Genomic DNA, 22,396 nt, shown 5'->3' on the forward strand with positions numbered 1-22,396 from the left:
TCGGGCGCCCGGCCCCGGCGTTTTGGTGGGGCGGGGCTGGGGGCGGCTGGGGCTGGGGGTTGGGGGCTGGTGGTGTGCCTCCGGTCCGTGGCGCCCGCCTCCGGTCCGTGGTGCTTGCCGCAGCCCGTGGCGCCCGCCTCCGGTCCGTGGCGCCCGCCTCCGGTCCGTGGTGCTTGGCCCGGCCCGTGGCGTCCGCTGCGGCCCGTGGTGCCCGCCCCAGCCCGTGGTGCCCGCTCCGGCCCCTTTCCTGTGCCCGAGGGCCCCGGAGAGGGGCTGGAGGGGTCCGGAGCCGCTGGATGGGGTGCGTCCGGGGTGCGGGGGCGCGAGGGGCCGGAAGGGCCGTGGGGCGGAGTGCGCACTGCTGGTGGCGGTGTCCGGCTGTGGACGTGCCGTTCCCTCCTTCTGTGCCGCTCCAGGCCGTCCTGCGCCGCCCCGCCCTCCCGTTCTGCCTTGCCTTGCGTCCCCGTCCCCGTACCAGCCCTTCGGTTCGTTCTGCGCGGTGCGTTCTGTTTTTGGTCCGCCTCCCGTTCCTCTTCCGGCCGCACGAGCTGGCGGGGTCAGCGGGTCGGGGCTGCTTCCAGGTGCCGGCCGCCGAGCTCCACCGCGGCGCAGCGCCAGCGGAGGTCGGCGCCCTGTTCCAGGCGGAAGGCCATGGCGCGTACCTGCTCACCCGCCGCGATGCTCGCGCAGGCCTCCACCACCCCGGGGGCCGGCTGGGCTCCGTGGCACATACGGATGACGGGGCGGGCGCCGCGGCCCCTGAGGGGAGTGCGCGGGGCCAGTTCGGCCAGCTGGTCGTAGGCCTCGCCGATGGTGTGGCCAAGCATCCAGTGCACCGGGCGCTGGCCGCTGAGGACCGCCAGGAGGCGCTCGGCGAACCAGTGGTGCGGGCGTACCCGCCGGGGAGTCCGGGTGCGCTGCGGTGGTACGGCTTCGGGCCTGCGCTGGTCGCGGCGTCCTGCGGGCCGGGTCCTGTTCGTGCTCATCGATCATCGCCCCCGTGCTTCGGATGCCCGGCGGAATACCGGGCGGTAACTTCTGCTGGGGACCTTCTACGGGGGTGGCCGAGGGGGCCGCAAGCGGCTGCGGGGGCCGGACCCGTTCCGGCGGGATCACCTATCCGGGTGAGACGCCCGGTGCCGGACGGGGCGTGCGGCGGGTGCCGGGAGGGTGAGGAGCGGTCGCCGGGTGGACGGAGCGGCATCGGTGCACGTGACCCCAAAGGGGGACGTCAGACGTATCCTGAGGGCGTTTCCGACTACGAAAGCGACCCGGCCATGCGCGTGTACGTCCCCCTGACCCTGTCCGGTCTCGCTGCGGCGCACCGGGCGGGCGAGATCGGCCCCGGTCCGCTCACCGCGTACGCGGTGACCCCCGCGCTGCGCGAGTGGTACGTCTCGGACGACATCGAGGAGCTGGAGTACGCGGCGCTCAACCGGGCCGCGTCCGCCTCGCTGCGCATGATCGCGCAGAACCCCGAGGCGGTCCGCAGGCGCGTCGTCGTGGCCGTCGAGGTGCCGGACGGCGCGGCCGTCGCCGACCCGGACCACAGCTTCGACCCGTCCTCGCTCGGCGAGGTGCGGATCGCGTCCCCCGTGGCGCTCGCCAAGGCGGCGGCGGTGCACGTCGACGCGGACGACGCGGAGAAGGACGTCACCGCCGCTGCCGCGGCGCTGGGCGCGGCGGACCTCGGTGACGACGACGCGCAGTTCACCGTGGACGGGGCTGAGGACCACGAGCTGCTGTGGTTCGGCATTCAGGAGATCCCGAACCTGATCGGCTGACCTGTCGGCCGGTCTGTCGGCCGGTCTGTCGGCCGGATGTCGAACGGCTGTCGGACCCGGCGGGTACTTTCTACGCATGGGGACGCACGGGAAGCACCGCACGCATCTGGTCTGGGACTGGAACGGCACACTGCTCGACGACAACACCGCGGTCGTCGGCGCGACGAACGCGGCGTTCGGCGAGGTCGGCCTGGAGCCGATCACGCTCGACCAGTACCGCGAGATGTACTGCGTCCCGATACCGCGCTTCTACGAACGGCTGATGGGCAGGCTGCCCACGGAGGCCGAGTGGGAGCGGATGGACGGGATCTTCCACCAGTACTACACCGAGCAGCGGGCCGCCTGCGGGCTCACCGAGGGGGCCGAGGAGCTTCTCGCGCAATGGCAGCTGGCCGGGCGCAGCCAGTCCCTCCTGAGCATGTACGGGCACGACCAGCTGGTCCCCGTGGTGCGTGGGTACGGCATCGAGCAGCGTTTCGTGCGGGTCGACGGGCGTACCGGCCCGTCCGGTGGCAGCAAGGCCCATTACATGGAGCGGCACATCGCCGCGCTGGACGGGATATCCGCCGAGCACACGGTGGTCATCGGTGACGCGGTGGACGACGCCGTGGCCGCGGCCCACGTCGGCGCGAAGGCCGTGCTCTACACCGGTGGATCGCACAGCAGGTCCAGCCTGGAGGCGGCCGGAGTGCCGGTGGTGGACAGCCTGGCCGAGGCCGCCCGGCTCGCGGAACAGATGGCCGGATAGCGGCGACCAGGCCAGGACGCGGACGAGCCGGCCAGGAGGGCCGGGACGGGCGGGGGAGACGAGCCGGACGAGCCACGCCCGCAGGCTGGATGAGGCGTCGGAGCCGGACGAGCCACGCCGGACAGACGAGCAGCCCGGCCAAGACCGCCTGGCCGGACCGCATCGGACAGGCAACAGCCCGTCCCGCACCCGGTCCGGTCCGCGCTAGCCCGTCCCGCACCCGGTCCAGCCCGCGCCCAGTCCGGCCCGTGTCGGTCCGGCTCACGCCAGCCGGGTCCGCACCCGGTCCGTCCCGCCCCAGCCCAGCCCGTCCCGCGCCAGCAGCCCGCGCCAGCCCAATCCCCGCCAGCAGCCCGCGCCAGTCCGTCCCACGCCGGCCCAGCCCGAGCCCAGCCCGGCTCATGTCAGTGTCCGCCCGCGTCGGCCCACGCCGCCTGTCCCGGTCTCGGGTCAGGCGGTGACCGGGGCCTTGGTGCGGAGGACCTTCAGGAATTCCCGCATCCATGCCGAGTGGTCGGGCCACGCGCGGGACGAGACCAGCACGCCGTCGACCACCACCTCGTGGTCCTCGAAGGCGGCGCCCGCCGTCTGCATGTCGAGTTCCAGCGCGGGATAGGCGGTCACCCGCCGACCGGTCAGCCCGCCGACCGCCGCCGTCATCAGCGGACCGTGGCAGATCTGGGCCACCGGACGGTCCGAGTCGAAGAACGCCTTGAGGAGCTTGCGCAGCTCGGCGTCGTTGCGCAGATACTCGGGCGCCCGGCCCCCGGGGACGACCAGCGCCACGTAGTCCCCGGCGTCCACCTCGGAGAAGGCCAGGTCGGCGGGCCAGGTGTAGCCGGGCTTCTCGGTGTAGGTGTCGAAGCCGGGCTCGAAGTCATGGACCACGAAACGGAGCGTCTTGCGGGTGGGGGCCGCGATGTGGACCTCGTACCCCTCTTCGCGGAGCCGCTGGTAGGGGTAGAGCACTTCCAGGGACTCGGCGGCGTCGCCGGTGACGATCAGGATCTTCGGTGCCATGGCGGGGCTCCCACGGTTCGTCGGCCTGTTCCGACTGCCTTCGTCGGCCTGTTCCGACTACCAGAGTGCGGTACCGCGGCCGCGCGCGCTGTCCAGAGTGTCAAAGTTCGGGTCGCTCTTTTTACACAAACGGCTCGTGACGGTCACGGGGGCGGGCGATATAGCCTGGACCTCGTGATCAGCGCGATACGCCTCGGGGGCAGCGAAGCCCCCGGCCTGCGCCCGGAGTGCCACAGCACCCGGGCCGCCGCTGATTCACCCCGCCCGGACCGACTGTCAAGAATGGCCAATATGGTCCCGGGCGTCTCTCATAGCGGCATAGCGTCGACTCAGACCGGAAACCCCGTGTCGTGGCGGTACGTCGTCTTTTTCACCTACGTCACGCAACGGCGCGCGACAGGAGCCAGAGGACATGCAGACCAAGCTGGACGAAGCCAAGGCCGAGCTGCTCGCACGGGCCGCCAAGGTAGCTGACAACAGTCCGGGCGGTGGTGTCGGTGGCCCGGGAGACAGCACCTCCCGGGTGCGTGTCGCGGCCGCCGGGGCCGAGCAGGAGCGTCCCGGACCGGACGTGCTCCTCTCCTACCTCCAGCGCTACTACCTGCACACCGCTCCGGAGGACATCGCGGGCCGCGACCCGGTGGACGTCTTCGGTGCCGCCTCCTCCCACTACCGGCTCGCCGAGATGCGCCCGCAGGGCACGGCGAACGTCCGGGTGCACACCCCGACGGTCGAGGAGAACGGCTGGACCTGCAGCCACACCGTCGTCGAGGTCGTCACCGACGACATGCCGTTCCTGGTCGACTCCGTCACCAACGAACTGTCCCGCCAGGGGCGCGGCATCCACGTCGTGATCCACCCGCAGGTCGTCGTGCGCCGCGACGTCACCGGAAAGCTCATCGAGGTCCTCACCGAGGGCAACGGCATCGCGACCGGCCCGCAGGGCCGCAAGGGCGCCAAGGCCACGAAGCACGAGCTGCCGCACGACGCCCTCGTCGAGTCCTGGATCCACGTAGAGATCGACCGCGAGACCGACCGCGCCGACCTCCAGCAGATCGCCGCCGACCTGCTGCGCGTCCTGTCCGACGTACGGGAGACTGTCGAGGACTGGGACAAGATGCGCGAGGCCGCGCTGCGCATCGCCGACGACCTGCCCGGCGAGCCGCTCGACGACCTCGCCGACGAAGAGGTGAACGAGGCCAGGGAGCTGCTGCGCTGGCTCGCCGCCGACCACTTCACCTTCCTCGGCTACCGCGAGTACGAGCTGAAGGACACCGACGCGCTGGCCGCCGTACCCGGCACCGGCCTCGGGATCCTGCGCTCCGACCCGCACCACAGCGTCGACGAGGCGCACCCCGTCAGCCCGTCCTTCGACCGGCTGCCCGCCGACGCACGGGCCAAGGCCCGCGAGCGCAAGCTCCTCGTCCTGACCAAGGCCAACAGCCGGTCGACCGTCCACCGCCCCAGCTACCTCGACTACGTCGGCGTGAAGAAGTTCGACGCGAAGGGCAACGTCGTCGGCGAGCGCCGCTTCCTCGGGCTGTTCTCCTCCGCCGCCTACACCGAGTCCGTGCGCCGGGTGCCCGTCATCCGCCGCAAGGTCGCCGAGGTGCTGGAGGGCGCGGGCTTCTCGCCCAACAGCCACGACGGCCGCGACCTGCTCCAGATCCTGGAGACGTACCCGCGCGACGAGCTCTTCCAGACGCCCGTCGACCAGCTGCGCTCCGTCGTCACCTCCGTGCTGTACCTCCAGGAGCGCCGTCGGCTCCGGCTCTACCTGCGCCAGGACGAGTACGGGCGCTACTACTCCGCGATCGTCTACCTGCCGCGCGACCGCTACACCACGGGTGTGCGGCTCCGGCTGATCGACATCCTCAAGGAGGAGCTGGGCGGCACCAGCGTCGACTTCACCGCCTGGAACACCGAGTCGATCCTCTCCCGGCTGCACTTCGTCGTCCGCGTCGCGCCCGGCACCGAGCTGCCCGACCTCACCGACGCCGAGGCCGACCGCATCGAGGCCCGGCTCGTCGAGGCCGCCCGCTCCTGGGCCGACGGCTTCCAGGAGGCGCTGGGCGCGGAGTGCGGCGAGGAACGCGCCGCCGAGCTGCTGCGCCAGTACGGCCACTCCTTCCCCGAGGGCTACAAGGCCGACCACACGCCGCGTTCCGCCGTGGCCGACCTCGTCCACCTCGAAGCGCTCAAGCAGGACGGGACGGACTTCGCCCTCAGCCTGTACGAGCCGGTCGGCGCCGCCCCCGGCGAGCGACGCTTCAAGATCTACCGGACCGGCGAGCAGGTCTCCCTCTCCGCCGTGCTCCCGGCCCTCCAGCGGCTCGGCGTCGAGGTCGTCGACGAGCGCCCGTACGAGCTGCGCTGCGCGGACCGTACGCACGCCTGGATCTACGACTTCGGGCTCCGGATGCCGCAGGCCACCGGCAACGGCAGCTACCTCGCCGACGACGCCCGGGACCGCTTCCAGGACGCCTTCGCCGCCGTGTGGACCGGCGAGGCCGAGAACGACGGCTTCAACTCGCTGGTGCTGGGCGCCGGGCTGAGCTGGCGCCAGGCGATGGTGCTGCGCGCGTACGCGAAGTACCTGCGCCAGGCCGGGTCGACGTTCAGCCAGGACTACATGGAGAGCACCCTCCGCAACAACGTCCACACCACCCGGCTGCTGGTCTCGCTCTTCGAGGCCCGGATGTCCCCGGAGCGGCAGAACGCCGGTACCGAGCTCACCGACGGGCTCCTCGAAGAGCTCGACGGGGCGCTGGACCAGGTCGCCTCGCTCGACGAGGACCGCATCCTGCGGTCCTTCCTCACCGTCATCAAGGCCACCCTGCGGACCAACTTCTTCCAGCGCGACGAGAGCGGCAAGCCGCACGCGTACGTCTCGATGAAGTTCGACCCGCAGTCCATCCCGGACCTGCCGGCACCCCGCCCGGCCTTCGAGATCTGGGTCTACTCGCCGCGCGTCGAGGGCGTGCACCTGCGCTTCGGCAAGGTCGCCCGAGGCGGTCTGCGCTGGTCGGACCGGCGCGAGGACTTCCGTACCGAGATCCTCGGCCTGGTCAAGGCGCAGATGGTGAAGAACACCGTCATCGTGCCGGTCGGCGCCAAGGGCGGGTTCGTCGCCAAGCAGCTCCCGGACCCGGCCGTCGACCGTGACGCCTGGATGGCCGAGGGCATCGCCTCGTACCGCACCTTCATCTCGGCGCTGCTCGACATCACCGACAACATGGTGGCCGGCGAGGTCGTGCCGCCCAAGGACGTCGTCCGGCACGACGAGGACGACACCTACCTGGTCGTCGCCGCCGACAAGGGCACCGCGAGCTTCTCCGACATCGCCAATGAGGTCGCCGTCGGCTACGGCTTCTGGCTCGGCGACGCCTTCGCCTCCGGCGGTTCCGCGGGCTACGACCACAAGGGCATGGGCATCACCGCCCGCGGCGCCTGGGAGTCCGTCAAGCGGCACTTCCGCGAGCTGGGCCACGACACCCAGACCGAGGACTTCACCGTCGTCGGCGTCGGCGACATGTCCGGTGACGTGTTCGGCAACGGCATGCTGCTCTCCGAGCACATCCGCCTGGTCGCCGCCTTCGACCACCGGCACATCTTCATCGACCCGACCCCGGACGCCGCCACCTCGTACGCCGAGCGGCGCCGCCTGTTCGACCTGCCGCGCAGCTCCTGGGCCGACTACGACAAGGACCTGCTCTCCGCGGGCGGCGGTGTCCACCCGCGCAGCGCCAAGTCCATCCCGATCAACGCGCACGTCCGTGCGGCGCTCGGCATCGAGCCGGGTGTCACCAAGATGACGCCCGCCGAGCTGATGCAGACCATCCTCAAGGCCCCCGTGGACCTGCTGTGGAACGGCGGCATCGGCACCTACATCAAGTCCTCCGCCGAATCGAACACGGACGTCGGCGACAAGGCCAACGACGCGATCCGCGTCAACGGCGAGGACCTGCGGGCCAAGGTCGTCGGCGAGGGCGGCAACCTCGGCGCCACCCAGCTCGGCCGGATCGAGTTCGCCCGGGGCGGCGGCCGGATCAACACCGACGCGATCGACAACAGCGCCGGTGTGGACACCTCCGACCACGAGGTGAACATCAAGATCCTGCTCAACGGCCTGGTCCGGGACGGCGACATGACCGTCAAGCAGCGCAACAAGCTGCTCGCCGAGATGACCGACGAGATCGGCCGTCTGGTCCTGCGCAACAACTACGCGCAGAACGTCGCGCTCGCCAACGCCACCTCCCAGTCCCCCTCGCTGCTCCACGCCCACCAGCGCTTCATGCGCCGACTGGGCCGGGACGGGGACCTCGACCGCGGTCTGGAGTTCCTGCCCAACGACCGCCAGATCCGTGAGCTGCTCAACGCGGGCAAGGGGCTCAGCCAGCCCGAACTGGCCGTGCTGCTCGCGTACACGAAGATCACCTCGGCCCGGGAGCTGATCCGGACCAGCCTGCCGGACGACCCGCACCTGCAGAAGCTGCTGCACGCCTACTTCCCGGAGCAACTGCGCGAGCAGTTCCCCGAGGCGGTCGACGGGCACGCGCTGCGCCGCGAGATCATCACCACGGTCCTGGTCAACGACACCGTGAACAGCGGTGGTTCGACCTTCCTGCACCGGCTGCGGGAAGAGACCGGTGCCTCGATCGAGGAGATCGTGCGGGCGCAGTTCGCGGCCCGTGAGATCTTCGGCCTCGGCCAGGTGTGGGACGCCGTCGAGGCGCTCGACAACGAGGTCGCCGCCGATGTGCAGACCCGGATCCGGCTGCACTCCCGCCGGCTCGTCGAGCGCGGTTCGCGCTGGCTGCTGGGCAACCGGCCGCAGCCGCTGGAGATCGCAGAAACGATCGACTTCTTCAAGTCGGGCGTCGACCAGGTCTGGGCCGAGCTGCCCAAGATGCTGAAGGGCGCCGACCTGGAGTGGTACCAGTCGATCCTGGACGAGCTCACCGAGGCGGGCGTCCCGGGCGAGCTGGCCCAGCGGGTCGCCGGATTCTCCTCCGCCTTCCCGGCGCTGGACATCGTGGCGATCGCGGAGCGCACCGGCAAGGACCCCCTCGCCGTCGCCGAGGTGTACTACGACCTCGCGGACCGGCTGGGCATCACCCAGCTGATGGACCGGATCATCGAGCTGCCGCGGGCCGACCGCTGGCAGTCCATGGCCCGCGCCTCCATCCGTGAGGACCTGTACGCCGCGCACGCCGCCCTCACCGCGGACGTGCTGGCGGTGGGCAACGGGACCTCCACGCCGGAGGAGCGCTTCATGGCGTGGGAGGAGAAGAACGCGGCGATCCTGACGCGGTCCCGCTCCACGCTGGAGGAGATCCAGGGGTCGGACGCCTTCGACCTGGCGAACCTGTCGGTCGCGATGCGGACGATGCGCACCCTGCTCCGTACGCACGCGTAGCCGCGCGGGAGGGAGGCGGCCGCCGGATGTCCGGTGGCCGCCTCCTTCGTCGTGGCGCGCGTCAGTAGACGCGGGTCTCGCCCGCCGCGTCCGGCGGGGGCGGCAGGCGGCGCTGCCATTCCTGGGCCAGCTCGGTCGGGAAACGGCGGCCGCTGCGGGCCAGGACCACGCCCTCGACCAGTTCGAGTTCGTCCCCGCCGTGGTACTGCCGCTCTGCCGTGCCGAGCTTCTTCCACGGGCCCGGACCCGATTTCCCGGCCGTCGCCCGCCACCGGGTGCCGTAGGTACTGAGGTCGCGCACCTGTACGAGGCCGCCGGTCACCCGAAGTTCGACATGGGCGCGGCTGAGACCGGCGGTGCGGTGCTCCGGGACCAGGCCGTGCAGGGCTATGCCGCCCGCGCCGGGCGCCCTGCCCACCTTCACCCGCGTACCGTCCTCCAGGGTGAACCGGGCCTTCACATCGCCCTCCACCAGCAGCTTCAGCTGGACCGTCGCGGTGCGGGGACCGTCGTCGACCAGCGGGGTGCCATGGCTCTGGCAGTGGGGTACGCCCCCGAGGACGCGCGGCAGCAGGGCGGCGCTGCCCCGGTGGGTGTCGTAGAGCGTGCAACGGCGGTCCGCGCAGCGCCAGTTGCGGCTGACCACGTCGAAGCGGGGCGTGCGGTGCGGGCCGAGGAGTCCCATCTTCTTCAGCACGTCCTCCTCCATCTTCCTGGAGATGTCCAGCGCGCTGGCCACCCCCAGGTCGACGGGGACCAGCCGGACCGTGCCGCCGGGGGCCGGGACCGGCTCCAGGAAGTCGTCCGTATTGCCCTGGAGCCAGGGGTGGGACTCGCGGTGGCCGCGGAAGCGGTCGCCGGTGATGACGGGGATGCCGGTGTACGAGCACAGTTCGAGCAGGCGGTCGTCGGCGTCCGGCAGCTCCTCGACCAGTCCGCGCTCCACCCAGCGGCCGAGCAGCCGGATGTCGGTGGGATCGGTGAACTCCCGCCGTCCGCCGAGCCGCAGACTGCCATCGGCGACCAGATACAGCTTGACGTCCGGATCCCGGGCGAGCTCCTTCGCGGCGTCCACGAGGAGCCGCAGCCGGCGCAGGGAACGCGGACCGGGTTCGCCCAGCGAGCGGTTGCGCACGACGTTGGACAGGTCCACCAGGAAGCAGGCCGCGCCGAAGTCCGTGGTGAGGTGGTTCTCCATCGGGGGTCGCCTTTCCGGAAGCCCTGAACGGGAGCTGACGTCACATGAATCGCGTCGGGGCGCACTGCTGTTGACGCCCTCGGCGGCCCTCCGGGTTCCGGCGGACGCGGGACGGCGGGGAGGAGCCACGGGGGCGCACCGGCCCGCCCTCGGTCACTCGTCGATCTTCCAGAGGGTCAGCTCGGTGTCGAACCCGGGCACCGTGAAGTCGCCCGGCACGAGATGCGAGCCGACGATCTTCAGCATGGCCAGGTTGTTGTCGGACGTCACGGTGCACAGCAGCGTGCCCTTGGCGAGGGTCTTGCCGTCCTCCAGCTGGTCCTCGTCCAGGTCCTGCATGACATTGGTGTCCACCGCGTCACGGCAGGCCTCGGGGGTCGGCGCGGTGGACTTGCCGGTGGGGGTGATGAACTCCATCACCGAGACCCCGTTGAAGTACCTGATCTCCTGGTTCTTCCGGTCGTCCTCGGAGGAACCGCCGTGCGGATTCAGCTTCGGCCGGTCGAAGTCCATCATCGTGGTCTGCTGCCAGCCGGGCGCCCGGATGATCAGCGGCTTGTCCTTGAAGACCAGGGTGTACGTGCTCTTCGGCGACTGGGAGTCGGAAGGGGAGGCGGAGGGGGATTCGGAGGTCGCGGGCGAGGGCGGTGGCGTGGGCAGGTCGTCGTCGCGCGACCCGCCGGAGTTCGTCAGCGACCGGGTCACGACCACGGCCACGACCACGGCGACGGCGGCCAGGGCGATGAACAGCGCGGGGCGGGGGCGCCCGGCGGCCGGCCGGGGGGCGGGCTGCCGGCCGCCGGGGTCCGCCGCGTACGGGGGTGGTCCGAGAGGGGCCGTGGGCCCGGTCGCGGGCGGTGTCCCCGGCGGCGTGTACCCGGCCCACGCACCCGGCCCCGGGGCCGTCGGGTACGAGGCCGACGTGTCCGGCGGCGCCGGACGGCCGGGGCCGGTGGCCGGGGCGGTCGGCGACGGGCCCGTGCCCGGCGGGTACGTGGGCACGGCGGCCGGGTCCGTCGCCGGGTCCGCCGGGGGCGGGGGCAGCAGCGCGGCCCGCTCGCGGCGGGCGATCTCCGCGGCGAGCGGCTCCGGCAGCCAGTCGGCCGCGTCGTTCAGCGGCCGCCCCGCCGCGCGTTCGCACAGCGCGGCGAGTTCGGCGGGGGTGATGCGCGTTTGCGGATCGGCTGCCAGACAGCCCTCCAGCAGCGGGCGCAGCTCCGGCGGATAGCCGTCGAGCCGCGGCGGCCGGTGCTCGGTGTTGGCGATCTGCGCGGCGACGGTCATCGCCCCGCCCGATCCGTAGGGGTGGCGGCCGGTGGCCGCGAGCGCCGCGATCAGGCCGAGCGAGAAGACATCGGTGGCCGGTCCGGTCTCCTCGCCGAGCGCGTGCTCGGGCGACATGAACTGCGGGGTCCCGATCAGCCCGCCGCTCCGGGTGAGCTGGGTGGCGTCGGCGGCGCGGGCGATCCCGAAGTCGATGACGTACGGGCCGGTCGCCCCGAGCAGGATGTTGCCCGGCTTCAGATCGCGGTGGACGACCCCCGCCGCGTGGATGGCGGTGAGCGCCTGGGCCGTGCAGCCGACGAGCCGGAAGACCGTGGCCGGTGGCAGCGGCCCGTGGTCCGCCAGCGCCGAGTGGAGCGACATGCCGGGCACGAACACCGAGGCGAGCCAGGGCTGTCGGCCCGAGGTGTCGTGGTCGACCACCGGCACCAGGTGGTAGCCCTGCACCCGGCGGGCGGCCCGTACCTCCTGCTCGAACCGGCTGCGGAATTCGGGGTCGTCACCGAACTCGCGGCGGATCACCTTCAGTGCGACGGCCTGGCCGCCCCGGGTGTGCGAGAGGTAGACCGTGCCCATTCCGCCCTCGCCGATGCGGGCGAGCAGCCGGTATCCGGCGGTCTCGCGCGGATCGTCCGGTCCCAGAGGTGTGAGTATGTCGCCCGTGCCGGTACTGATGGGAGCCTCCCCCGCTCGCGTGACCGAAATCCGACCCGATGGAGCCTACGACAGATGGCGGACCGTCAAGTCCGGATCATGGTCCGGGTGTTCGGCGGAACGGGCGGGTCCACTCTGCGGCCGAAGGGTCGCGCACGGTTGTCGCGTGGGTGGGGCGTACGAGGACGGGCGGGGCCGCGACCGACGCCACCGGGCCGGGCGGCCGGTCCACGAAGTCGCGCAGCTCCGCCCCGCCCGCTACTTCTTGCCGGAGGTGAACCGTTCGTACGCCGCCACGACCTCGTCCGCCGGACCGTCCATCCGCAGCGTGCCCGCCTCCAGCCAGATCGCCCGGTCGCAGGTCTCGGTGATCGACTTGTTGCTGTGGCTGACCAGGAAGACCGTGCCCGCCTCCTTGCGCAGCTCGATGATCCGTTCCTTGCTGCGCCGCTGGAACCTGGCGTCGCCGGTGGACAGCGCCTCGTCGATCAGGAGGACGTCGTGGCTCTTGGCGGCCGCGATGGAGAAGCGCAGCCGGGCGCCCATGCCGGAGGAGTACGTACGCATCGGCAGGGTGATGAAGTCGCCCTTCTCGTTGATGCCGGAGAAGTCGACGATGCCCTGGTAGCGCTCGCGGACCTGGGCACGGGTCATGCCCATCGCGAGGCCGCCGAGCACCACGTTGCGCTCGCCGGTCAGATCGCCCATCAGCGCGGCGTTCACCCCGAGCAGGGAGGGCTGGCCCTGGGTGTGCACCCGGCCCTTCGTCGCGGGCAGCAGACCGGCGATGGCCTTGAGCAGGGTCGACTTCCCGGAGCCGTTGGAGCCGATCAGTCCGATGGCCTCGCCCTTGTACGCGGCGAAGCTCACCCCCTTCACGGCGTGCACCTCGCGCACGCCGGGGGCCTGCCGGCGCGAGACGATCCGGCTGAGCGCCGAGGTGGCGCTGCCCTTCCCGGTGCGGGCGCCGTTGACCTTGTACGTGATGTGCACGTCGTCCACGACGACGGTCGGTACCCGCTCGTCGATGTCAGCCACGTCCGTACCGCTCCTCCGCCTGCCAGAAGTACACGAATCCGCCGATCCCGCAGACGAGCGCCCAGCCCGCCGCGATCGCCCACACATGCGGCGGGAGGTGGGACGCGCCGAAGCTGTCGATGAGCGCGAACCGCATCAGATCGATGAAGACGGCGGCCGGATTGCACTCCAGCAGCACCGTCACGGCGTGCGGGACACGGTCCCCCTTCAGCATCGTGTCCACGCTCCACATGACCCCGGACGCGTACATCCAGGTGCGCAGGATGAACGGCATCAGCTGGGCGATGTCCGGCGTCCGGGCGGCCAGCCGTGCCACCACCATGGAGACGCCGGTGTTGAACACCGCCTGGAGGAGCAGGGCGGGGACCGCCAGCAGCCAGGACGGCCGGGGGAACTGCCCGAACCCCACCAGGATCAGCGTCAGCGCGCCCAGCGAGAACAGCAGCTGCTGGAGCTGCTGGAGGGCCAGTGCGATCGGCAGCGAGGCGCGCGGGAAGTGCAGCGCCCGGACGAGCCCGAGATTGCCGCTGATCGCCCGGGTGCCCGCGGTGATCGAGCTGCTGGTGAAGGTCCAGATGAAGACGCCGGTGACGAGGAAGGGCACGAAGTCCTCGACGTTGCGCTTGGTGTTCATCAGGACGCCGAAGATGAAGTAGTAGACCGTCGCGTTCAGCAGCGGCGTCATGATCTGCCAGATCTGGCCGAGCTTCGCCTGGCTGTACTGGGCGGTCAGCTTGGCGGTGGCGAACGCCGTGATGAAGTGCCGGCGCCCCCACAGCTGTCGCACGTACTCCGGCAGCGACGGCCGGGCCCCGCTCATCGTGAGTCCGTGCCGGGCGGCGAGCGCGGCGAGCTCGCCCGGCGCGTACGCCGGGAACGGCGCACCTGCGGGGGTGTCGGCCGGGGCCGCTGGGGTTGCTGTCTGGCTCACCACGATCGCTTTCGACGGGAGGGCAGGTGGGCGACATTCGACGGAACGGAACCGTATCGTCGCAACGCCGAGGGTAGGACGGAGTTACGTCGCAACGCAACCGTTCCGTCGTGACGGACTATGATTCGGTCCATGACCACCGATCCGGGAACCCGCCGCCGTGCCCCCGCCGGAGCCGCCGTGCTCCGCGAGGACGTCACCGACGCGATCCGCGGTGCCGTCTTCGAGGAACTGGCCGCGGTGGGCTTCGCCCGGATGTCGATCGAGGGGATCGCGCGGCGCGCGGGGGTCGGCAAGACCGCCGTGTACCGCCGCTGGAAGTCCAAGCTCGCCCTGGTCCTCGACCTGGTCTCCGCCGTCGCGGTCCAGGGCATGCCCGCCCCGGCCACCGGTTCGCTGCACGGGGACGTCCGGGCCGTGCTCGAACTCGCCTCCTACGCCCTGCGCCACCCCGTCGCCTCGCAGGTCATCCCGGACCTGCTGGTCGAGGCGGCCCGCAACCCGGAGATCGCCGACACGATCAAGGCCGCCCTGCTGGACCCGCAGCAGGGCATCGCCGCCGTGGTCGTACGGGACGCCGTGGCCCGAGGCGAGCTGCCCGCCGACAGCGACCCGGACCGGGCGCTGGACCTGATCGTCGGCCCGCTCTACTGGCGGCTCGCCGTCGTCCGGAGCCCGCTGCCCAAGGGCTATCTCGACGATCTGGCGGCCGCCGCCGTCGCGGCCCTCAGGAGCTGAGCGCCCGCCGGTCCGCAGGAGCCGAGGCCGGGGCCCTCAGCCCTCGGCCAGCAGCCGGTCCGCGACCCGGGCCGCCGCCCCGCCGTCGTCCAGGTCGCAGAAGTCCCGGCGGAAGCTCTCGTACGCCGCCGCGTGCCGGGACGCCGAGGCCGCCAGTGCCCCCGCGTCGCGCAGCAGCGCGGCGATCTCGTCCGTGCGGGAGAGCAGCGGGCCCGGCGCCCGGGTCTCGAAGTCCAGACAGAAACCGCGCACCGTGTCGCGGTAGTGCGCCAGGTCGTAGGTGTGGAAGAGCATCGGGCGGCCCGTGTGCGCGAAGTCGAACATCAGGCCCGCGTAGTCCGTGACCAGCACATCGGCGATCAGCAGCAGCTCCGCGGTGTCCGGGTGCGCCGACACGTCGCGCACGCCCGGCCGCTCGGGCACGCTCCCGGTCACCCGGGGATGGCGGCGCACCAGCACCGTGTGGACATCCCCGATGGACCGCGCCAGCGCCACCGCGTCCAGCGCCGGGTCCCAGTGGTAGCGGGGCCGCTCGCCGTCGCCGCCGGAGGAATGGGCCAGCTGGTCGCGGTAGGTCGGCGCGTACAGCACGACCCGGCGGCCGTCCGGGATGCCGAGCCGGCGCCGTACCCGCTCCGCGGTCTTGGCGCGGTCGGCCGAGAAGAGCAGGTCGTTGGCGGGGGAGCCCGCCTCCAGGACCTCGCCCCGGTAGCCGAGCGCGCGCCGCAGCAGCGGGCTGGAGCGGCTGCTCGGGGAGACCAGCACGGACCACTGGGCCGACCGGTACGCCAGTGTGGCGAGCTCCTGGTGGTCGGCGTACAGGGTGCCGGACAGATCCGTGCCGAAACGGCCCAGCGGGGTGCCGTGCCAGGTCTGCACGACGATCTGGCCGGGCCGGCGGTGGAACCACTCCGGCAGCTGGTCGGCGGTGACGATGCGGCGGCACCGCGCCAGCGCCTCGTACCAGGCGGTGCTGTGCTCGATCACCGGGACGGCGGTGGGCGGGACGCGGCCGTGGACCCCGTCGGTGACCCAGAGCTGCTCCGACTCCACGCCCCGGCGCAGGAGTTCGGCATGGACGGCGCGCGGCGAGTCGCCGCCCGTGTAGAGGACCGCGTCCCGCATCGGCATCGCCCGCCGGGACGGATAGTGTCTGCCGCGCAGTTCGGCCCGGCGGTACGCGCCGCGCTCGGCGAGCGGGAGCACCGGACCGGCCTGCACGGTCAGCCGGTCGCCGGACCGGCGGTCCACGGCGAACTCCCGGCCGGGCACGGGCGCCGTCGCCACCGCACCGCTCCGGCGCAGCGGCAGCCGGGCGGCGAGCGAGGCCAGCACCCGGACCGGCCGACCGCCCAGATACGCCTCCCAGCGGCCCTCGTGCAGCCCGGCGGCCACCGAGGGCGCGAGGAACGCGGTGAAACGGCGCCCCCCGTCGGCCGTACGCGCCCCCGCGCGCCGCTCGTCGTGGGTGACCGGCACCGACACCGTCTCGCGCAGCGTCTCGTGGCGCAGCACCAGGCGGTCCGGGCCCTCGTCCTCCCGCACACCGGTACCGGCGCCGGTCACCCCCTCCATCCGCAGCGCACCGTCCGGCGTCCACGCGGCCCCGTCCACGAACGGCTGTCCGCTCAGGTCCAGCACCAGCCCGCCCGCCGCGTCGGCCACCACCGGCGGAGCCGACTCCGGGGCCGCCGCGAGCGGCACCCGCGTTCCGTCGGCCAGCACCAGCAGGGCCCGCCACCGGCCGCCGGGCTCCCGCTCGACCTCGCGCGGCGCCCGGTGCGGGGCCGTCGGCGCGGCCGCCATCCCGGCCAGGTCCGCGAGCGGGATCCGGACCGTGAAGCGCCCGTCCGGCCGGCACTCGACGGGGTGCCCGAACTCCTGGTCCGCCACTCCGTCGCAGGTCAGCACCAGGGCGTTGGGCCGGACACCGCCGTACAGCCGTCCGGTCAGCTCCAGGTCCTCACCGAACCGATGGGTCTCGCAGCGGGCGGGCAGCTGTTGCAGGGTCAGCTGGAGCCGCCCGTTCCGGTAGTCGAGCACGGCCCGTCGCCCGTCGGCCAGGTCACGGACGAGCGGCTGGGCGGCGCCCGTCTCCGGGGCGCGCACCGCCACCCGGCGGACCGCGCCCTGGGCGGCCACCATCATGCCGACCAGCCAGCCGCCGGGCCGCAGCCGGTGCGGGTCGAGGATCATCTCGAAGCCGGAGTGGTCGTACGCGTGCAGCCGCTGGCCGGAGTCGACGGTCGCCTCGGGCGCGGGCACCCCGCGCACCGGCACCGTCCGCAGCTGCTGTCCACCGGCCGCGCGCACCATGCCCACCTTCAGCGAGTGGCGCGGCGTCGAGGCCGGGAGATTGCGGATGTACGCGTAACCGCGCAGCCGCAGCGTCCCGTCGCCGTCCCAGTGCGCGTCCAGCAGCCGGGCCACGGCCGGGAGATCGCCCCGGGCCGGGCGGGCGGTGTCCCGGAGGCCGGGGAAACCGGCCTGCCGCCGCCCCGGCGCACCGGCGACCGTGAACGTCCCCGCGCCGTTGGCCCGCTCGAAGGCGAGCACCTCCAGCAGCTCCGGGAGCCGGCCCTCCTTCACCAGCTGCCACTTGATCCGCAGCTCCACCGGGAGCTCATGGGCCACGGCGCGGTCCGCGCGGCCCGCCCCGTCCATCCGCTCCATCCGGTCCAGGAACGCCCCGGCGTCCGCCATGAACGCCTTCCGGTAGCGGGGCCCGCCCAGCGGAAGCCCCTCCAGGAAGTACACGAGGTCCCCGCGCAGGCAGGAGAGGTCGTAGCGGCGCCGCGCACCGCCGCCCCGCCCCGCCAGGAACGCGCTGACCTGCTCGCACGCCGCGATCCCGTCCCGTACGCCCTTCACCTCCGTACGCCGCCGGGTGACCGAACCCGCCCGGTCCCGCCAGTAGGAGACGTGCTCGTGCAGCACGTCCACCGAGCCGGCCAGATAGTGCGCCGGGAGCGTCACCGGGGCGTCCTCGTAGAGCCTGCCCTCCGGGAAGGAGAAGGCGTGCCGGTCCCAGAAGGAGCGCCGGAACACCTTGTTCCAGGCGTACCGGTCGGCGAGCAGCCGCGGATCGCGCCCGATGTGGGTGCGCGACCGGGACTCGGTCAGCCACCGGTACTGCCGGGCCTGCCTGCGCCCCTGCTCGGTCAGCCGCCACACATTGCCGGTCGCGAGGTCGGAGCCGGTCGACTCCAGCGAGGCCAGCATCCGCGCGTAGGCGTCGTGGACCACGAGGTCGTCGCCGTCGACGAACGCCAGGTACGGGACGCCCGGGGTGGTGTGCCGGACGCCCGTGTTGCGGGCCGCGCCCGGCCCGCCGTTGACCCGGCGCACGAGACGGAAGCGGCGGTCGCGGGCGGCGAAGTCCTCGGCGAGCGCCGCACTGTTGTCCGTCGAGCCGTCGTCCACGAGGACCACCTCGATGTCCGTGACCGACTGTTCGGCCACCGAGCGCAGGCAGTCCTCCAGGCTGTCCTGGACGTTGTGGACCGGGACGACGACACTGAGGCGCGGCTTCATGCAACGGTCAACCGGGGCGGGCGCGCCGGGTCACCACGACTGCCCCGAACGGGTGAACGCAGGGTTCGGCGCGCGGTGACGGCGCGATGCCCCCCCCCGCCGGAGGGCCGTCCGGTGCCGAGGTCTTCGCCACCGTCGACGCGCACGCGGTCGCCCGGTACCCCCTTCTCCGCGTGGACGGCGACCTTCCGCGGGGGGTGCTCCGGGAGCGGCCGCGTCCGTACGGCCGAGGAGCCGGGGCCGGACACGGGATCCGCGGGCCGTCACGGACCGCGCGGAGCCCCGGCGGAGGGCGACCGGTGCGGCCGATGTCACCCGTTCGGGAGATACCACGACCGGTGACCCCCCGACCTCCGAGGGGTTGAGCCGTACGGACATCCAGGCCCCGATGAACGGACGTGCCCAACATGCCGCCACGGCTCAGTGTCGTCGTACCCGTCCACAACGTCGAGCTCTATCTGACGGACTGCCTGACGTCCCTCGCGGAGCAGACCATGGCCGACCTGGAGGTGGTGATGGTCGACGACGGGTCCACCGACGACAGCGCGGCCCTGGCCGCCGCGTTCGCCGCCCGGGACGGCAGGTTCCGGCTGGTGAGCCAGGAGAACGGCGGCCTCGGGCACGCCCGCAACACCGGGGTCCGCGGCTGCGATCCGGGCGCCCGCCACCTCGCCTTCGCCGACGGCGACGACATGCTCCCGCCCCGCGCGTACGAACTCCTCCTCGCCGCCCTGGAGGAGACCGGCTCCGACCTCGCGTCCGGCAACGTGCTCCGGCTGCGCACCGGCGGACGGCTCCAGCAGGCGCCCGACTTCCGCGGCCCCATGGCGACCACCCGGCTGCGCACCCACATCTCCCGGGACTGGGAACTGGCCGCCGACCGGACCGCCTGCAACAAGGTCTTCCGCCGGTCCTTCTGGGACGAGCACGCCTTCGCCTTCCCGGCCGGCGCCCTCCACGAGGACATCCCGGTCGTGCTGCCCGCCCACTTCCTGGCCCGCTCCGTCGACGTGCTGAAGGACACCGTCTACCACTGGCGCGACCGGCCGGGCCCGGCCACCACCCCGCGCGCCCTCGTCCGCGGCGTCCAGGACCGGGTCTCGCACGTACTGGGCGTCTGCGCCTTCCTCGACGAGCACCGAGGCGCCGACGACAAGCGGCGGTACGAGACACATGTACTCGCCCACGACCTGCGCCGCTTCATGGCGGCGCTGCCCGGCGGTGACGAGGAGTACCGACGCGCCTTCCTCACGTACGCCAACGAGTTCACCGACCAGGTCGACCCGGCCGTACTCGACGCGCTGCCCCTGCCGCTGCGGCTGATGTGGCACCTGGTGCGCGAGCGGCGGACCGGCGAACTGCTGGACCTGCTCGCCTCCGACCGGGCGGAGCCGGGCGCGTTCACGGTACGCGGCGTGCGCCGGCGCAGCGCCTCCTTCCCCGCCCTCACCCGGCCGGTGCCGCGCCCGGTGCTGCGGGTGACCGACCGGGACCTGCCGCTCACCGCCCGGCTGCGGGACGCCTACTGGCAGGGCGGCCGACTGCACCTCAAGGGGTACGCGTACATCCGCAACCTGCCCGTGGGCCCGCGCCTCGGCGAGTTCCGGACCGGCTGGCTGCGCGCCGGGCGGCGCGTGCTGCCGCTGCGGCTGCGCACCGTCGACGAGCCCGAGGCCACCGCCCGGTCCCGGCAGAGCCTGCACGACTACGACCGGGCGGGGTTCGAGACCGTCGTCGACCCGGCCAGGCTCCGCGCCGACGCGGGCTCCCGCCCGGAACGGCTCACCTGGCAGCCGGAGATCGGCATCGCCGGACACGGCCTGCTGCGCCGCGCCGCGCTCTCCACGGACGAGGTCACCGCCCCGCCGCCCGTGCACCGCCCCGACGGCGACCACCGGATCGTGCCCGCCTTCGACGGCGGCAGGCTGGTGCTGCACACCGAGCGGATCGACGCCCGCTTCGAGACGCACCGCGCGGGCGACACCGGCGACGGCACCACCGCCGTGGTCATCGACGGCATGATCCGCGACCGGCTCGGCGCGGGTCCGCTGCGCCTCGTGCTCGTCCACCACCCCTCCGGCACCTCCTTCGAACGGCCGGTGACGGTGCACGAGGGACTGGCGCCCTCGGCGGCGGGCTGGCGGCGGTTCAGCGCGGACATCCCGCTCGACGCCTTCCTCGACGCCCGGCCGGGCGCGGCGCGGGCGGAGGGACGCGCCGCGATCCCGTACGGCCTGTGTCTCGTCGGGCCGGACGGGAACCGGACGCCGATCGACGTGCCGGGGCCCGTGCTGCCGGGCCGCTACCCGCTGGCCGGGGACGGCGACGAGCGGCGCGAACTCGGCCTCACCGCCAGTTCCCGGGGCGATCTGCTGATCAGCGACCGGACCGTGCAGCCCGCCGTCGACCTGGCGACCTGGACGGAGGACGGCCGGCTGCTCCTGGAGGGCACCTTCCCCGACCTCCCCGAACGGCCCGTCGAGCTGGTGGCCAGGCACGGCGGGCACGGCGAGGAGGCCGTCCTCCCGCTCACCTCCTCCGGGGACGCCGGGGCCCGGCGGTTCCGCGCCGCGTTCCGGCCGGACGCCGTCGAGGGCCCCGGCGGGGCACTGCCGCTGGGCCAGGGCGCCTGGGGCCTCTTCCTGCGCGAGAAGGGCGCGCGGGACGGGGCGGCGGACACCCCGCTGCGCATCCCGGCCGCCGCCCACCGCACCCTGCCCGCCGCCCGCACCCTCGCCGGACGGACCTACGTCGTCGAGCGGCGCTGCCACGACCAGCTGCTGATCGACTCCGGCCCGGTGCTCACCGCCGGGGAACGCGGCCCGCGCGCCCAGCGGCTGCTGCGCCGGACGTACCGGGCCCGGCGCGGCGCCCCGCTGCGCGACACCGTGCTGTACAGCAGCTTCGACGGCCGGCAGTACTCCGACTCGCCCCGCGCCGTCCACGAGGAGGTGGCCCGGCGCGGCGCCGGACTGGCGCACCTGTGGGTGGTGCGCGACCAGCAGGCCCGGATCCCGGCGGACGCCACGGCCGTCGAGCACGGCTCCGCCGCCTGGCACGAGGCGCTGGCCCGCAGCCGGTACGTCGTCACCAACACCCAGCTCCCGGCGTGGTTCGAACGGCGCGACGGCCAGTGCGTCGTCCAGACCTGGCACGGCGCCCCGCTCAAACGCATCGGCCTCGACCTCGCGGGCGGCGCGCGGGCCGACGCCACCGACCTCGCCACCGTCGAGCAACGCGCCCGCCAGTGGAGCTTCCTGGTCTCCCCGAACAGCTTCGCCACCCCCGTCCTGCGCCGCTCGTTCGGCTACCGGGGCGAGATCCTGGAGTGCGGCTCCCCCCGCAACGACCTGTTCCACGCCACGGACCGGACCAAGGTCGCCGCGGCGGTACGGGAGCGGCTCGCCCTCCCCGAGGGCAAGCGGGTCGTGCTGTACGCGCCGACCCGCCGGGAGGACCAGCCGCCGGGCGACGGCGGCCCCGCCCTCGACCTGTGCCTCGACCTGGCAGCCGCCGAACGCGAACTCGGCGCCGACACCGTCCTGCTGGTGCGCCGCCACCCCCTGGTGACCGGGCGGCTCCCGGAGAGCGGCAGCGGCTTCGTCCGCGACGTCTCGCGCCACGGGGACGTCGGCGAGCTGCTGCTGATCAGCGACGCCCTGGTCACCGACTACTCCTCGCTGATGTTCGACTTCGCCCGGACCGGCCGGCCGATGCTCTTCCACACCCACGACCTGGCGCACTACCGCGACACCCAGCGCGGCTTCGCCTTCGACTTCGAGGCCCGCGCCCCCGGCCCGCTGATCCCCGGCTCGGCCGGACTCGTCGAGGCGCTGCGCGACCCGGAACGCGCCACCGCGGGACACGCGCAGGCGTACGAGGCATTCCGCCGGGACTTCTGCGACCTGGACGACGGCCACGCGGCGGCGGCCGTCGTCGACCGAATGCTGTAATCCGCACCGCCCGGCCGCCGCCCCGCGGACCGGGCGAAAGGCCGATGTCACCGCGCACCCCCTGAACCGTTCGAGTGGTCCGGGGGTGCGCGCGT

Annotated in this window: 12 protein-coding genes; 5 read left to right on the forward strand and 7 right to left on the reverse strand. The window is 73.1% G+C overall.

The annotated features are described in order from the left end of the window. Window positions 1–557 precede the first annotated feature (557 nt). Window positions 558–986: an Rv3235 family protein gene (locus ACFVFH_RS29445; protein WP_383774127.1), complete on the reverse strand. Its 429-nt coding sequence runs from the start codon at window positions 984–986 to the stop codon at window positions 558–560. A gap of 291 nt (window positions 987–1,277) precedes the next feature. Here ACFVFH_RS29445 and ACFVFH_RS29450 point away from each other — a divergent pair, with 291 nt between their 5' ends. Together ACFVFH_RS29450 and ACFVFH_RS29455 are read left to right on the forward strand one after the other, a co-directional pair. Beyond that, the gene (locus tag ACFVFH_RS29450; RefSeq protein ID WP_383774129.1) at window positions 1,278–1,784 is read left to right on the forward strand and encodes a DUF6912 family protein; all 507 of its coding nucleotides are present in this window, start codon (window positions 1,278–1,280) and stop codon (window positions 1,782–1,784) included. Between the two features lie 76 nt (window positions 1,785–1,860). Then, window positions 1,861–2,532, forward strand: coding sequence for an HAD family hydrolase (locus ACFVFH_RS29455; protein ID WP_383774131.1), 672 nt, complete (start codon window positions 1,861–1,863; stop codon window positions 2,530–2,532). A gap of 450 nt (window positions 2,533–2,982) precedes the next feature. Here the strand turns inward: ACFVFH_RS29455 and ACFVFH_RS29460 are convergent, their stop codons facing one another. Then, window positions 2,983–3,552, reverse strand: a complete 570-nt coding sequence (locus ACFVFH_RS29460; protein ID WP_383774134.1) for a DJ-1/PfpI family protein — start codon at window positions 3,550–3,552, stop codon at window positions 2,983–2,985. Between the two features lie 412 nt (window positions 3,553–3,964). Between ACFVFH_RS29460 and ACFVFH_RS29465 the strand changes: the two genes are divergently transcribed. After that, a complete protein-coding gene (locus tag ACFVFH_RS29465) occupies window positions 3,965–8,971 on the forward strand; it encodes an NAD-glutamate dehydrogenase (protein WP_383774136.1) in 5,007 nt (1,668 codons plus the stop codon). A 61-nt stretch (window positions 8,972–9,032) separates the two neighbouring features. Here the strand turns inward: ACFVFH_RS29465 and ACFVFH_RS29470 are convergent, their stop codons facing one another. The 4 genes from ACFVFH_RS29470 to ACFVFH_RS29485 all read right to left on the reverse strand — a co-directional run bounded on the left by ACFVFH_RS29470 (window position 9,033) and on the right by ACFVFH_RS29485 (window position 14,079). Next, window positions 9,033–10,169 (reverse strand): FHA domain-containing protein, encoded by a 1,137-nt coding sequence (locus ACFVFH_RS29470; protein ID WP_383774137.1) that lies wholly within the window; start codon window positions 10,167–10,169, stop codon window positions 9,033–9,035. Window positions 10,170–10,322: 153 nt separating this feature from the next. Next, on the reverse strand, window positions 10,323–12,158 hold the full coding sequence (locus ACFVFH_RS29475) for a protein kinase (protein WP_383774410.1): 1,836 nt from the start codon (window positions 12,156–12,158) through the stop codon (window positions 10,323–10,325). A 207-nt stretch (window positions 12,159–12,365) separates the two neighbouring features. Then, window positions 12,366–13,145, reverse strand: a complete 780-nt coding sequence (locus tag ACFVFH_RS29480) for an ABC transporter ATP-binding protein (RefSeq protein WP_383774139.1) — start codon at window positions 13,143–13,145, stop codon at window positions 12,366–12,368. Next, entirely contained in the window at window positions 13,138–14,079 is a 942-nt protein-coding gene (locus ACFVFH_RS29485) for an ABC transporter permease (protein ID WP_383774141.1), read from the reverse strand. Before ACFVFH_RS29485 ends, ACFVFH_RS29480 begins: the two co-directional genes overlap by 8 nt. Before the next feature lie 117 nt (window positions 14,080–14,196). On the opposite strand from ACFVFH_RS29485, the gene ACFVFH_RS29490 reads away from it, so the two are divergent. Next, window positions 14,197–14,814, forward strand: coding sequence for a TetR/AcrR family transcriptional regulator (locus ACFVFH_RS29490; RefSeq protein ID WP_383774142.1), 618 nt, complete (start codon window positions 14,197–14,199; stop codon window positions 14,812–14,814). 36 nt (window positions 14,815–14,850) lie between these two features. On the opposite strand, the gene ACFVFH_RS29495 is transcribed toward ACFVFH_RS29490, so the two are convergent. Beyond that, the gene (locus ACFVFH_RS29495) at window positions 14,851–18,348 is read right to left on the reverse strand and encodes a CDP-glycerol glycerophosphotransferase family protein (RefSeq protein WP_383774144.1); all 3,498 of its coding nucleotides are present in this window, start codon (window positions 18,346–18,348) and stop codon (window positions 14,851–14,853) included. Window positions 18,349–18,755: 407 nt separating this feature from the next. Between ACFVFH_RS29495 and ACFVFH_RS29500 the strand changes: the two genes are divergently transcribed. Then, entirely contained in the window at window positions 18,756–22,301 is a 3,546-nt protein-coding gene (locus tag ACFVFH_RS29500; RefSeq protein WP_383774412.1) for a CDP-glycerol glycerophosphotransferase family protein, read from the forward strand. Window positions 22,302–22,396: the final 95 nt, after the last annotated feature.

This window comes from Streptomyces sp. NPDC057697 (assembly GCF_042799335.1).
In the GTDB taxonomy this organism is placed as follows: domain Bacteria; phylum Actinomycetota; class Actinomycetes; order Streptomycetales; family Streptomycetaceae; genus Streptomyces.